The sequence below is a fragment of the Chloroflexus sp. genome, from assembly GCF_034432675.1.
In the GTDB taxonomy this organism is placed as follows: domain Bacteria; phylum Chloroflexota; class Chloroflexia; order Chloroflexales; family Chloroflexaceae; genus Chloroflexus.
Map to the genome: position 1 here is coordinate 24,856 of NZ_DAOUBI010000141.1, position 13,735 is coordinate 38,590.

Sequence of the window (13,735 nt, forward strand, 5' to 3'; positions counted from 1 at the left end):
GCTGACGATAACTGTACGTTCATCGTTTATCTTCCTGTCATTCACCGTAGTAAGGAAGGTTTCATGCCGAGGCTTGATAAATCGGTGCCGACGACTGCCGATCCGTTACGCTGGCTCAGTCGCGATTGGTTGCTGGTAGGGAACATCGGCCTGCTCAGTGGTCTGCTCCTCGCCGGTTTGTTCTGGCTGGTACTGCTGCCGCTCGTTCATCTGTGGTTGGGTGTTATAGGCTTACTTCCACTCGTGATTGGCATGGCATTGATCTGGTTTCCGGGTGCACTGGCTGCGGTTGCGGTCGGCAAGCCGGGAGCTGCACTGACCGTACAGCTTCCCCAGGCTATCGTGCTGTTGCTGCTGACCCCAATCGATGGCGAAGTGTTACTTACCTGTACATTTTTTGCGCTCGTCGCCGAGCCGGTTATTGCTCTCTGTACACGTTATCGACGGTTAACCCCAGCCCGGCTCGGCTGGTGCGGTTTGTTCGTTGGTGTTGGGGTGGTGATCCTGTTTGGGTGGTTGTACCCATTTGTTTTTGCCTCACTACCCCTTAGCGCGATAATTGGTGGTAGCGCGGTTGGTCTGACCAGTCTGTTGGGGATAAGCGCAGCCTGGATTGCTCGGCAGTGGCTTAAGGCGTAAATAAAGGAATTTGACCACTATCAGAAGCGTACTGGTGAATCGGACGGTATTATTCGTACTCCTTGTGTCCTTGCTCCTATCGGCTTGCACAAGCAGTACTTCAACTACACAATCATTAGAAACAGTCTCAACGACTGAATCATACCGTTTCACATGCGTTCAGCGAAACGCAGGTTATCCTCAATTCGTCACGGGTGCTTGCGTTGGGAGAAGAGGATTTCTTGATTGATCTTGTCGATAGCGGGATTCGGCCGGTGGTGGTGAGTGTGTATCTGTCAGAGCGAGTCCCGTTGCTTTCGATTGAAGAGTTGGCTGAAATAGAGCTTTTTCCGTCGGCTGGTGATAGTTCGCTTGAGACCCTCAAGCGTATCAGCCCGATTTAATTACCGGCACCCAATTGGGAGTACAGATTCGCACTGATCCGACCACTACCACCGATCTGAATATTTGTAATGGACTGACATGTATCAGTCTAGAACAACTATCCATGGCTGATGGAGATATTATTTTGCTTCTTCGAACCGCAGAAGTTGAGAGTGAGGCAAGTGCGGTTGTAGAAATGATGGCGCATCCGCTCTGGCAACAACGACCGGTAGTGCAGTCCCAACGGGTGGTTGAGCTGGATCGGATCGGTTGTCCGGGTTTATGCGGCCAGCGAGTATTACTGATGATGTTGGAAGAGACTCTCGCCCCTGATACGTAAGGAGAAGTTATGTGTCGTAAACTTACTATCCTGGCACGCGATAGTGCCAATCGCACTGTTGCGCAATGTGAACATGGGACAATTCATCTCTATTGGACGCGAGCAGCGCTCTTTTTATGTCCAGCCGAGCTGATACGCTTGATTGCACTCATTCAATGCTGGAAGCCAGAGTTCGATGAGGCACGAAGCGAACCCTTTTTGATCATCCGGCAACCCGATGGATCGTTGCAGCTCTGGTATCACGAGATTGGTGTGCATCTGAGTCAAAGCGATCTGTACGATCTGGCTGCCCTGCTCTGGCATGCCGCAGCTCGCTTGAAATTACTCAGCCCTGATTCATCACTACCACCGAGGCATCCACTCGAACCGAGTCGACCGGTGACGTGTGTGCCCCTGCGTCTCGAATGGCGGAATTGAGGGTGGAATGAGTCGAACGGTTTGGCTGGTGACAAATGCTCCTTGCTGTCGTTTTTGTCCCGTATAACTGTTGCCACCACCAGGTATGGTACCGCTGGATGCGCTGATGTTACAGTAACTGTCCGCTACCATAATGTGCCGGACAGTTTTCCTGCGTACAACAGCGTTCACTGTCAGATAATGCGCGGCTAATGCCTGCTTTCGGTATGAAACCGTACCACGTGTATACCGGGTTTTAGACCTCCAGCCGCTGGTTGCGGAAAGCGGCTGGAGGAGCAAGATTATATCCAGGTCCAAACTAACGGCTACGCACGCTCCTACTCACCACCCGTTGTTCCCGCCGGTTGTTCGCTGTTCGGGGGTGTTGGTTGAGCAGTTGGTGTTTCACCGAGCATACTATCGGTTGGAATGCTCAACATTGTCAGCAAGCCGTTGTCACCACTCACCAGGCGGGGAAGAATACCGTCCCAGCGTTCGATGAAGCGCAATTGGAGCAGTTGCGGGCTAACGACTTCACCGAGCAACCGCAGCGACTCGGCTTCGGCGCGGGCAATTTCCAGGCGCGCCTTGGCTTCGGCTTCGGCGCGCGCTACCTGTTGCTGCGCCTCGATCCGTGCCCGTTCAAGTTCGCGTGCAGCACGAAGTGCATCTTGTTCGGCTACTTGCTTGGCTTCGATGGCACGGGCAAATTCAGGGCTGAAATTGAAGTCGGTGATTGAAACACTCTCGACAATCACACCGCGCGGGGTCAGCCGTTCACTCAAGATGTTCAGGATCAAGTCCGAAACTTCGGGTCGGCGAGTGATCAGCTCTTCGGCAGTGAAGCGAGCGGTTGCTGCCTTGAGCGCTTCCTGAATCGCCGGATCAACAACCCGGCGCTCGTAGTCGACACCAATCTCGCGCACCAGTCGATCAACCTGCGAGGCGTCGGGACGATAGTTGATGACAACCTGGGTGGTCACGGTCTGCAGGTCGCGCGATGCAGCACTTGAGTTCGACTCGTAGCGCTGAGTACGGACTTCAACTACTGTGACTGAGGTGATGAAAGGGGTGCGGAAATGCAGTCCTTCAGCAAGCACGCCGGTAATCTCGCCGAACGTCTTCAACACACCGCGGGTACCGGCTTCAATGGTGGTTACTGAGTTGCTGACAACAAAGATGGCAATCATGATCAGCAGCACAATCCCGACCGCTGCTGACATTGACCCTCCGCGCATGGTTGGAGTAGGGAATGGTTGACGATTCTGATTCATCGTTTTGCTCCTTCTATGGTTCATCCAATCATCGATTGTAAGACTGTTGATTGAAAGGCTACATATCTCTATAATGGCAGTATACCTGATTCGGATGGTACGTGAGTGGGGATGAATTCCACATCTTCGCTCTGTCGATCAGCTCTCTAACACATTATTAGCACCTCGTTGACCGGTGACTAACATCGATCCATCATAATACTCAAGCAGAAGTGATAGGGACGGTTCTACGTCCACGTTGAGGTGAGGCTATGACCGAGCTTGGACGCTGGTTGATCGGCGCTGGTGTGATTTTGGTCGTGATCGGGCTGGTCGTGCTGGCTGCCGGTCGTTTGCCCTGGTTGGGCCGCCTTCCCGGTGACATCCTGATCGAGCGTGATAATCTGACGATTTTCATCCCGCTTGGCACGATGCTGGTGGTGAGTCTGATATTGACTGTCATCGCCAATCTGATTGCCCGCTGGTGGCGATGATGGTCGGAAAGGAAGCGCTTATGATTGATCGGGAAGCAGTGCAGCAGATACGGGCTGATCTGGGAGCATTGCAGCCGCCGGTCCTGTCGTTGTACGTCGAGGTTGATCCAACCCGGCCCGAAAATGAGCGGCGCGCCTGGGTGTTGCGCACACGTAATGCAGTGAAAGCCCTGGCAGTGCCGGCTGAGGTTGAGCAAGTGGTGCTTGCGGCCCTTGAGGCGGAAATCGCTCCGGAGGCGCGCACGCTGGCCCTGTTCGCTGCCGCACCTGCGACCGAGCGCAAGAGCGTAACCGTCACGGTGACGAAGGTGCCACTCCATATCACGTTACCTTTAATCGACATAACAAACGGAAAAGTAGAGGCGCGTTGGGGCGAACCGTACATTGCGCCTCTGATTTACGCGCTCGATCAATACGAGCGTACTGCCGTGGTCTGGTTGCGCGGTGAAGGCTGGCGTTTCTTCGAGGTCTTTCTGGGTGAGATTGTTGAGCATACCGACGTGTTCCGAAGCGTTGAAGCCGATCTCTGGCAGCAGGTCACCCAGTTTGACCCCCGCCGACTGCGGGATGATCTACGGGCACAGGCAATGGGCAATCGTGATCGGTTTGCCCGGCGTATGGAGAACATTGCAGCGCGCTATCTGCAACGGCTGGCCGAACTCACCGAACGCGCACTTGATCATTTCCGCATTCGCCGACTGGTTCTGCTCGGTCGCGAAGAGGCAACTAAACAGTTTGCCGATCTGTTACCGCGTTCCGTTCGGCAGATGGTTGTTGCACATGTAGCCGATTTGCCGCATCCCGATGCGTCACCAGCCCATGTGCTGGTAAAGGTGCTGCCGGTGCTAGAGCAGGTCGAGCAGAGCCACGAACAGGCATTGCTGGAACAGGTAACGCGCCAGCCCGGTGTATGGGGAATTGATCCAACGCTCAATGCGTTGCAAGAGGGCAGGTTGAGCGTGCTGATTGCTCCCTGGCAGATCGATGCACAGGTCTGGATGGCGTCTAATGGGTTGCTGGCCGGGAGTCGTGATCAGATTGCGACCCTGGTTCCCGATGGCGAAGCACAGCCGGTTGCATTGCGTGATGTCCTGGTTGATGCCTGTGCCGCATTTGCGACGCGGCTGGAATTTGTCTCCGGCCCTGCCCAGGATCACCTGTCACGCGATTTCGGCGGTCTGGCCGGATTGTTGCGCTGGTAAGTTGCCGGCTCACTATCCCGGTGTGGTGTAGTGGGCATTATTGCTGCCCGCTACACCTGATTGCCGGTGTTACCCTATCATCACAACATCATCGCACGGTGATGAGAAGACTATGGAATTCAAAGATTACTATGCCATCTTAGGACTTAGCCCGGATGCCGATGAGCAGGCCATCAAACAAGCCTATCGCAAACTGGCCCGTCAGTATCATCCCGACGTTAATCCGGGCGATAAGAAGGCCGAAGAGCGGTTCAAAGAGATAAATGAGGCGTATCAGGTGCTGAGCGATCCCGAACGGCGGCGCAAGTACGATGAATTGCGTTCGTATTATCAGCGCTGGCAACGTAGCGGTAGTCGCGGCGATTTCAATTGGAGCCAGTGGCAGGCTGCACCTGGCCAACAGGTCTATACCTACAATGTCTCGCCGGAAGACCTTGAGGACCTGTTTGGCGCCGATAGCCCATTCTCTGATTTCTTCAGTTCAATTTTCGGTCAGCCCCAGTTCCGGCGTGCGAGTCGGTCGGCTCGCGGACGTGATATCGAGGTGCCGGTGACCGTTTCGCTCGAAGAGTCCTTCTCAGGCACAACCCGATCGCTGCAGGTCGGTGACCGCCGGATCGAAGCCCGCATCCCGCGTGGTGTGCGCACGGGTACCCGCGTGCGGTTGAGTGGTCAGGGGGCACCCGGTATTGGCGGCGGGCCGGACGGCGATCTCTATCTGGTCGTTGAGGTGGCGCCGCATCCGCAATTCGAGCGTGACGGTGATGACCTGACGACGACCATTGCGGTCGATGCCTTCACTGCGGCGGTAGGTGGCGAAGTGCGGGTGCCAACGATTGACGGCTCGGTGACGCTGAAAATTCCGCCCCGCACGCAGGCAGATCGTGTATTCCGTCTGCGTGGCAAAGGGATGCCGCGCCTGGAAAATCCCGCTGAGCGCGGTGATCTCTTTGCCCGCGTAAAGCTGGTGTTGCCGGAGCCGTTGAGTGACGCGGAGCTGGCTACGTTGCGTGAACTAGTGCGAAAACGCCAACGTTAGTGATGGGTGCACCACCGAGGCACGGAGAGTACAGAGGGTGGTGGAGGATACATCAGGGAGCAACGTAGTTTAACCATTCTCTGTGTCTCTGTGGTGATAAGAGCCTATCCGAAACGTAGCGCGAGATGGCATCTCGCCCTACGAAAAGTGCCTCAAAAGCGATTTTTCGGACAGGTTCTAAGTGCACTACATGAGAACTGCTGATTGCGAGGTGATTATGGAGCGTCAGTCTGGACGCGGTCGCTGGATCGTTCTTTTCATCGAACTGGCTCTTCTCGTCGTGATTGCTGGTGCTTTTGTCTGGACGGCATTCACCGGCAATCGTCCGGCAACTGCTGTCGTTGCCCCATCTCCTACACCGGTTGTATTGCCGGTGCCGACGGTTGTGCCGTTCACCGCCACCGATCTGGAAGCTCAGATCGCTACCGTCTATCGCGAAGCTGGTGCCAGTGTGGTGAATATTACCAGTCGCTCGATCAGTTACGATTTTTTCTTCAACCCGGTGCCACGGCAGGGTAGTGGTTCGGGCTTTTTCTACGATGACCAGGGACATATCGTTACGAACTATCACGTGATCGCCGATGCTGATGAACTACAGGTGACGCTGGCCGATGGTCAGACGGTGCCGGCCCGGATTGCTGGCAGCGATCCCTCGAACGATCTGGCCGTGATCAAGATTGATCTGCCGCCAGCGACAATTCGTCCGCTGCCAATTGGCGACTCAACCCAAGTCTATGTTGGTCAATTTGTGCTGGCTATCGGTAATCCGTTCGGATTGGAGCGTACCCTGACCTTTGGTATCGTCAGTGCCCTGGGAAGAGTGATTGAGAGTCCCAACCAGCGTTTTATCGGCGAAGTGATTCAATCCGATGTCGCCATCAACCCCGGTAACTCCGGTGGCCCGTTGCTTGATCTCTCTGGTCGAGTGATCGGTGTTAACTCGGCGATTCTCAGTCCGAGTGGGGCAAATGCCGGGATCGGTTTTGCCATCTCAGCACGGACTGTTCAGCGGGTTGTTCCCGTCTTAATCCGTGAGGGACGCTATCCGCATCCGTCACTGGGTGTGCGTGTGATCGAGTTAACCCCCCAGCGAGCCAGTTTGTTCGAGCGAGCTGGTATGCAGTTGCCGGTAACTCAGGGGCTGCTGATCGCAGAGTTGATCACAAACGGGCCGGCGGCCCAGGCAGGATTACGCGGCCCTGACCGTCTTGTGCGGGTAGGTAATTTAAACCTACCGGTCGGTGGCGATGTCATTGTTGCCGTCAATGATCGGCCTATCACGACCAGTCAAGATCTGCTTGTCTATCTTGAGACCGAGACACAGGTAGGCGAAACGGTGCAGGTCAAGGTCATTCGTGATGGTCGTGAGCGGGTGGTGCCGGTAACGCTGGCTGAATTGCAATTCTAAGCTAAGGAGACACCGCCTATGCTTGTGCGACGGATGAGTTTAGAGGAGCTGGCTGTAGCAGTTGGTCTGCCGGTGCCGGTCTTACAATACCTGACCGACATGGGGTACATTCATCCCGTTCCTGAATTACCGGCAGCCGAGTTTGCTGAGTTACGCCTGATCCGCCGCCTGATCAATGATCTGGAAGTGCCCTCAGAGGCGGTTGACATCATTTTGCACATGCGCCGACGGATGCTTGAGATGCAGCGTGAAATTGCCCGGTTACGGGCAGAACTGGCTTATCGGCGTGCGTTTGAACACAGTCGCAACTGGATCGATGCTGAGTGGTACGAGTAGCATCATCAAGCGAATACCGTGGCGTCTGGTGGGGCAAAGTGCCGTCTCGTGAGAGAGTGTTGCGGTGTGGGGGTTAGGCTGGTCATATAGCATATCAGATCACAAACAGGAGGTGCGTTATGCCCATCTATTCGATAGATTTTCGTCCTTTTGATTATCTGACCGCCGAATTATCGGCGCTCTGGTGGTTTTACCTGTCGCAGGGACTTGCCCTGATCGCGCTCGGTGTGGCGGTGATTATCTGGCCGGAGCTGCTGGCCTTCCTCGCCGCAGCTTTCTTCATCGCGATTGGGATGGTTTTGCTAGTGTTGGGTTGGCGGGTACGACAGGTCAAACGTCGTTATGAACTGTTTAAGCGCTCGTTTATCATCGAGGCGTAGTAAAAAAGGACGTGAGCAATGAGTGATTCTTCGTACATTCGTATTCTGCGTACCCGACTGCCTTACGTTCAGTTCGATACGCGACCCTGGACGCCACCGCTCAACGTGTTCGAGACCGACCGGGAGATGATTCTGGTCATTGAGCTGGCCGGGGTTGATCCGGCGACCTTACAGATCGAAGCCTATCCTGAACTGGTCAGGATCGCCGGTGCCCGGCAGCTCACGCTGCCGACCGGTCTGCGTCGTCTGCACCGGATGGAGATTGCGGCCGGTGTGTTTCAAATTGAGGTACCATTTGAGCGATTGATCGATCCCGAACAGACCAGTGCTCGCTCGGTGCATGGGTTGCTTGAGATTCGCCTGCCCTTTGCCGGACGCGCACTACGCCAGGTCGTTATTCCAGTGCTGGAGGGAGAACAATCGTGAATGATCCAAACCCAGTGCAACGTCCGCCTATGCCGGAGATACCGGATGTCTTGCCGGTATTGCCGATTAACAACGCGATCCTGTTCCCCGGCATGTTTTTGCCGCTGGTGGTGAGTGGTGAAGCCTGGGTACGGCTGGTTGACGAGGCAGCACTCTCTACCAAGATCATCGGCGTCTTCCGCCGCATTCAGTCCGGCACCGAGTTTGAGCCGGAGATGCTGGCCCAGACCGGCACAGCAGCCTTAATTGTGCGGATGATGCGCCTGCCCCAGGGTGGCGTGCAACTGTTGTTGCAAGGGCAAGCCCGGATCAAGGTGCAGCGGTGGGTGACCGTCAAGCCATATCCCCAGGCGCACGTTACGGTCACTCTCGATCCGGTTGATGTCTCAATGGAGACCACCGGCCTGGCGCGAGCGGTACTGGCAGGTTTCCAGCAGATCGTTGAGCAAAGTCCGAATCTGCCCGATGAACTGGCGATTGCCGCCGCGAACGCTCCCCATCCAGGCATGCTGGCCGATCTGATCGCGGCCAACCTGAATCTGAATCTCGATGATCAGCAAAAGGTGCTTGACACGTTTGATGTGCACGAACGGTTGCAACTGGTCTTGCGCCTGCTTGAGCGTGAGCGCGAAATCCTGTTAATTGGCCGCAAAGCCCAGGAAGAGGTTTCGAAGAACCAGCGCGAATACGTGTTGCGGCAACAGCTCGAAGCAATCAAACGCGAGCTAGGCGAAACCGATGATCATGCCGCTGAAATTGCCGAGTTGCGGCGGCGCATCGAAGAGGCCAATCTACCGGCTGAAGCCCGTCAGGAAGCAGAGCGCGAGTTGTCGCGCCTTGAACGGATGCCCCCTGGCGCAGCCGAATACACCGTTGCCCGCACCTACCTCGACTGGCTGCTCGATCTGCCGTGGCACACCAGCACCGAGGACAATCTCGATATTACCCAGGCCCGCCAGGTGCTTGATGAAGATCACTACGATCTCGAACGCATCAAGGAGCGGATTATCGAGTATCTGGCGGTACGCAAATTACGCCGCGAAGAAGGCGCTGACAACGAGGCGCGTGGTTCGATCCTCTGCTTTGTTGGTCCGCCCGGTGTGGGCAAGACGAGTCTGGGTGCGTCAATTGCCCGGGCGTTAGGGCGTAAGTTTGTCCGGGTTGCCCTTGGTGGTGTGCGCGATGAGGCCGAAATTCGTGGTCACCGCCGCACCTACATCGGTGCCCTGCCCGGTCGGATTATCCAGGGGCTGAGTCGGGCCAAGAGTAACAATCCGGTGCTGCTGTTCGATGAGGTAGATAAGCTTAGTATCGGTTTTCAGGGTGATCCGGCGGCTGCCCTGCTCGAAGTGCTCGATCCTGAACAGAATGTCGCGTTCGTTGATCGTTACCTGGATGTACCGTTTGATCTGAGTAAAGTACTCTTTGTTTGTACGGCCAACCGGGCTGATACCATCCCGCCGGCGTTGCTCGACCGGATGGAACTACTGGAACTTGCCGGTTACACCGAACAAGAAAAACTGGAAATCGCCCGTCGCTACATCATCCCGCGCCAGCGCCGTGAACAGGGCATGACAAATCGCGGGCCAGAGTTGACCACAGCCGCCTTGCAGCGTCTCATTCGCGAATACACCCATGAAGCCGGCGTTCGTGATCTAGAACGACGGATTGGGGCGATCTATCGCAAGATGGCGACCCGTCTGGCCTCGGAACAGACGTTACCCGATCAGGTTGATGCGGCTGATCTCGACGACCTGCTAGGGCCGCCGCGCTTCCGCAGCGAGACCATCCTCGGCGACAATGAAGTGGGGGTGGTTACCGGGCTGGCCTGGACACCGACCGGCGGTGATGTGCTCTTCGTCGAGGTGAGTGTCATTCCGGGCAATGGTCAGCTCATCCTGACCGGTCAATTGGGTGATGTGATGAAAGAATCGGCTCGGGCCGCCCTGACCTACGCCCGTTCGCGCGCATCCGCTCTGGGTATCGATCCAGAGGTCTTCCAGAAGAGTGATATTCACATTCACGTGCCGGCTGGTGCTGTGCCGAAAGATGGCCCATCGGCAGGCATCACCATCGCCAGTGCGCTCATCTCGGCGCTGACCAGACGCGAAGTTGACAAACGGATCGCGATGACCGGTGAAGTAACCCTCCGTGGCAAGGTATTGCCTATCGGCGGTGTCAAAGAAAAACTACTTGCCGCGCAGCGGGCCGGTGTGCGCAAAGTTCTGCTCCCCACCGAAAACGAGATCGACCTTCGCGACGTACCTGCCGAAACGAAGGAGCAGTTGGAGATTGTGCTGGTCAAGCATATGGACGAGGTACTGCACGAACTGGGTCTGGAAATTGCCCCGCAACCGGTGAGTGAGTAATCGAGCGACACGCTGGTGGATTGGCGTCGGCGTAGGGGCGACGCATGCGTCGCCCCTACACCTGTCATCGAATTTGATATGAAGTCTAGCCTGAAGCCCGTGTTACCGGAGAACGACTCTGTATTACCGGCCACGTTATACCATCCGGCAAAGGGCTGTATCCCTTGAATAACAAGTTTGCCGTGTCAGGTGCAGCTTGAGGCGTGGCTTACCCGGCCAGGTTCTCGATGTAAAAGATAGGTTCTGCGCATGCGTGTTCGTCTCCTGGTGCTAATAGCCTTGCTCTCGCTGACAGCCTGTACCGCAGCGACACCGGTGCAGTCGCCTACAGCCATTCCTCGCCTACCCACAGTCACACCCGAACAATTGTCGCAAAACACACCAACCCCACGCATCATTCGCCTGAGCGAAGCCTCCTTACCCGTCTTCACACCGACACCAATCCCGACGCCGGTTATCTCTGCGGCCGGCATCACCACTGCCAGTATGGCGCAACTTGGCATCAGTGCCGAACCGTATGCAACACTGGGCGATCCCAACGCACCGGTGACCATCATCGAATTTACCGATTTTGGTTGTACCTTCTGCCGTCGCCACCACTTGCTCACCTTCCCTGCCTTGCGGGAAGAATTCATTTCCAGCGGCCAGGTCTTCTACGTGGTCAGACAACTCCCGGTCACCAGCCCGCATGGTGATCAGGCGGCGCTGGCTGCGCTATGTGCTGGCGAACAGGGCAAATACTGGGAGATGCACGACCAGCTCTTCGCCGCCGGCGATGCCTGGTACAGCGATGCTTCTACTGCCCGCCGGCGGATCATCGCGCTAGCGACCGATCTCGGTCTGGATAGCACCGCGTTGCAACGCTGTATGGAACATCCGGCGACCCAGGCGACGCTGGACCGCCACGTGAGCGAAGCGCATGCCTTACGGGTGTTTGGTACGCCGACCTTTTTCATCAACAACCAGCTCTTTGCCGGTGCCCAACCGATTGCACGCTGGCGTGATGTGTTGGAGGGAGGAGATGGAAGATAGGAGGTAGAAGGTAGAAGATAGGATAGAGGAGAAAGGGGAGAGAGGGGTGAGGGCATCTCCCTCAACCTGTCTACCTGACACTCTCTCCTCACTCCTAATGCCTATTGCCTATTGCCTATCCCCTAATGCCTAATACCTAATCTCCTATTTTCTATTTCCTATTTTCTATCTCCTCGGTTACACTTATCGTACAAACAGGTAAAGATAATCTAAACGCAAAGCGTATTCTGTATGTCACAAACCCCACCTGCTGAACCAACCCTCCGCCTCTTCATCGCGCTCGAACTGCCGCAGCCAGTGCGCGATGAGCTGAAGCGCATTCAACTGCGTTTACAAGGCCACAGCCGGGCCGCACGCTGGACAGACCCAGCCGGGATGCATCTGACCCTACACTTTCTCGGCGAAACGCCGGAGCGCCTGGTTGAACCGTTGCTGACCGGTTTGCGGTCGGTATCGGTGCCTGCCCTATCGCTCACCCTCGACCGCCTGGGCTGTTTTCCGGCCAACGGCGCCCTGCGCGTGGTCTGGGTTGGCCTGCGCGGCGATCTGACGGCGCTTGCCACCCTGCACCGGTCACTTGCTACGGTTATCCACTCGCTCGGCTTGCCGACCGAAACGCGGCCTTTTGTACCCCACATCACCCTGGCTCGTGCGCGACCCAACGCCACACCCGCCGATCTGCGCACCCTGCGCACCGCAGTGGATACCGTTGCTCCGCAATCGTTGACCTGGCAGAGCGATCCGCCGCGCCTCTTCCGTAGCCAGTTGACCCCACGTGGCGCGGTGTATACGGTGTTGGGATAAAAATTCCGGACACGTCTAATCTACCGACGGTATAGGATGCGCGGTGGCTTGTGGCATGTGGTCGCCACATGGGAGATGGTTACTACCGGTCACGCTGGTGCCTCCCGATAAACGCATATCTGATGCGATCATCAGGCGTATCGGAAGACACCACCGGCAGCGTGTGCTGCGCATCGTACTGCGGCATGGTACAGCGCAGCGCACGCCACGTTCGCGCTTACAGACTATCACGCACAATCAACGGTGCCCAGATCTGATACGTCACCTCTGCACCACCCCAGAACCCACCACGCAACGTATAACTGCCGCCACTCAGTACACCGGCATCGGTCTGCTCGACCGTACCGCCCAGCGAGTAACTCCCGCCGGTGCTGACCGTATACCCGCCACCATCTACCGTCCACCAGCTCAGGTTGTAGGGACCGCTGGAAGAGGTCAAGGCCAACGCCGGCAACACGATGAGCACAACCGCAGAACACGACTACCATATCGAGCGAACAATGTACGCATCGTATTCCTCCTCAGCGGCTGTCGCTATCACTGGTCGGGAGCAATGTCGCGCTCTGTTCCAGCAATGTCTGGTTACGCTGATAGTCCAGCCCTTTGCTGGCAGGCTGGCCATAAACTTCTGGATACAGATAGGTGCCGCGCTCGTGTGCTGGCTTATCTTCCTCCACCGGAATGCGGTAGGCATTTGCATAGGGGTCATGGCGAATACCTGTAACCTGCCAGAACACCTTCATACCCGGTTGACCACCGGCAATCTGGAAACGGTTGTTTTGACTTTCCTGAGCGATGTGCAGGTTGGGTGCCGGTGCACCGATGGGGGTAAGCTGGTAGCGAAAGTCGCGGTTGAGTGCCTCGAACCAGGCCGGCAGCTCCACCCAGGCTTCGCCGTTCTGGTCGAGCACGACCACGCCGTCATAGATATTCTTCATATCGGGTGACTCGACGAAGGAGTGGTAGAGATATTCGTTCTCAGGGGCCAGCGGATGGTCGATCTTAAAGGAACCGCTGCCTTTGGACAGGTTGCCGGTCACTTGCAGGTTCCCCTGCACAGACACGCGGCCGTCGAAGTAGCCGGCGTAGCCGGGGCCGGTGTTGCCGCCTGGATATTCGGCGTAGATGCCGTAGCCGTTGGAGCTGTCGCTACGGCTGAAGATGCCGTAGGTGGTGCCGCTGGTGGCAGTGGCCCAACCCACCACGCCACGGCCCGAGATGCTGTCGCTCAGTCCGTAGATGCCGTAGGTGGTG

Annotated in this window: 16 protein-coding genes and 1 pseudogene; 14 read left to right on the plus strand and 3 right to left on the minus strand. The window is 56.6% G+C overall.

Annotation, left to right across the window (positions count from 1 at the left end; genetic code table 11):
- Positions 1-63: 63 nt before the first annotated feature.
- From VAE55_RS10450 to VAE55_RS10465, 4 genes are all read left to right on the plus strand, one after another.
- The gene (locus tag VAE55_RS10450) at positions 64-639 is read left to right on the plus strand and encodes an ECF transporter S component (RefSeq protein ID WP_322815725.1); all 576 of its coding nucleotides are present in this window, start codon (positions 64-66) and stop codon (positions 637-639) included.
- A 221-nt stretch (positions 640-860) separates the two neighbouring features.
- Positions 861-1,022 (plus strand): hypothetical protein, encoded by a 162-nt coding sequence (locus VAE55_RS10455; RefSeq protein WP_322815726.1) that lies wholly within the window; start codon positions 861-863, stop codon positions 1,020-1,022.
- Between the two features lie 125 nt (positions 1,023-1,147).
- Positions 1,148-1,342 carry a hypothetical protein gene (locus tag VAE55_RS10460; protein WP_322815727.1) on the plus strand — a complete coding sequence of 65 codons (195 nt, stop codon included), beginning with the start codon at positions 1,148-1,150 and terminating at the stop codon, positions 1,340-1,342.
- A 9-nt stretch (positions 1,343-1,351) separates the two neighbouring features.
- Positions 1,352-1,759: a hypothetical protein gene (locus VAE55_RS10465; RefSeq protein WP_322815728.1), complete on the plus strand. Its 408-nt coding sequence runs from the start codon at positions 1,352-1,354 to the stop codon at positions 1,757-1,759.
- Positions 1,760-2,076: 317 nt separating this feature from the next.
- On the opposite strand, the gene VAE55_RS10470 is transcribed toward VAE55_RS10465, so the two are convergent.
- Positions 2,077-3,012, minus strand: coding sequence for a prohibitin family protein (locus VAE55_RS10470; RefSeq protein WP_322815729.1), 936 nt, complete (start codon positions 3,010-3,012; stop codon positions 2,077-2,079).
- Positions 3,013-3,263: 251 nt separating this feature from the next.
- Here VAE55_RS10470 and VAE55_RS10475 point away from each other — a divergent pair, with 251 nt between their 5' ends.
- From VAE55_RS10475 to thpR, 10 genes are all read left to right on the plus strand, one after another.
- On the plus strand, positions 3,264-3,485 hold the full coding sequence (locus VAE55_RS10475) for a DUF2905 domain-containing protein (protein WP_012256217.1): 222 nt from the start codon (positions 3,264-3,266) through the stop codon (positions 3,483-3,485).
- 20 nt (positions 3,486-3,505) lie between these two features.
- Positions 3,506-4,687, plus strand: a complete 1,182-nt coding sequence (locus VAE55_RS10480; RefSeq protein WP_322815730.1) for a VLRF1 family aeRF1-type release factor — start codon at positions 3,506-3,508, stop codon at positions 4,685-4,687.
- A 112-nt stretch (positions 4,688-4,799) separates the two neighbouring features.
- A complete protein-coding gene (locus tag VAE55_RS10485) occupies positions 4,800-5,726 on the plus strand; it encodes a DnaJ C-terminal domain-containing protein (protein ID WP_322815731.1) in 927 nt (308 codons plus the stop codon).
- A 217-nt stretch (positions 5,727-5,943) separates the two neighbouring features.
- Entirely contained in the window at positions 5,944-7,134 is a 1,191-nt protein-coding gene (locus tag VAE55_RS10490; RefSeq protein ID WP_322815732.1) for a S1C family serine protease, read from the plus strand.
- Between the two features lie 18 nt (positions 7,135-7,152).
- Complete coding sequence (locus tag VAE55_RS10495; protein WP_012256213.1) at positions 7,153-7,470, plus strand: chaperone modulator CbpM; 318 nt, start codon at positions 7,153-7,155, stop codon at positions 7,468-7,470.
- Positions 7,471-7,589: 119 nt separating this feature from the next.
- Positions 7,590-7,850 (plus strand): hypothetical protein, encoded by a 261-nt coding sequence (locus VAE55_RS10500; protein ID WP_322815733.1) that lies wholly within the window; start codon positions 7,590-7,592, stop codon positions 7,848-7,850.
- Between the two features lie 18 nt (positions 7,851-7,868).
- Positions 7,869-8,276, plus strand: a complete 408-nt coding sequence (locus VAE55_RS10505; protein ID WP_322815734.1) for an Hsp20/alpha crystallin family protein — start codon at positions 7,869-7,871, stop codon at positions 8,274-8,276.
- 29 nt (positions 8,277-8,305) lie between these two features.
- Positions 8,306-10,645 (plus strand): endopeptidase La, encoded by a 2,340-nt coding sequence (gene lon, locus VAE55_RS10510; RefSeq protein ID WP_416181189.1) that lies wholly within the window; start codon positions 8,306-8,308, stop codon positions 10,643-10,645.
- 249 nt (positions 10,646-10,894) lie between these two features.
- Complete coding sequence (locus tag VAE55_RS10515) at positions 10,895-11,677, plus strand: DsbA family protein (RefSeq protein WP_322815736.1); 783 nt, start codon at positions 10,895-10,897, stop codon at positions 11,675-11,677.
- A gap of 231 nt (positions 11,678-11,908) precedes the next feature.
- On the plus strand, positions 11,909-12,481 hold the full coding sequence (gene thpR / locus VAE55_RS10520; protein ID WP_322815737.1) for an RNA 2',3'-cyclic phosphodiesterase: 573 nt from the start codon (positions 11,909-11,911) through the stop codon (positions 12,479-12,481).
- A 217-nt stretch (positions 12,482-12,698) separates the two neighbouring features.
- Here the strand turns inward: thpR and VAE55_RS10525 are convergent, their stop codons facing one another.
- The gene (locus VAE55_RS10525; protein WP_322815738.1) at positions 12,699-12,947 is read right to left on the minus strand and encodes a hypothetical protein; all 249 of its coding nucleotides are present in this window, start codon (positions 12,945-12,947) and stop codon (positions 12,699-12,701) included.
- 55 nt (positions 12,948-13,002) lie between these two features.
- Positions 13,003-13,735: pseudogene (locus tag VAE55_RS10530) on the minus strand (hypothetical protein); the annotation flags it as partial.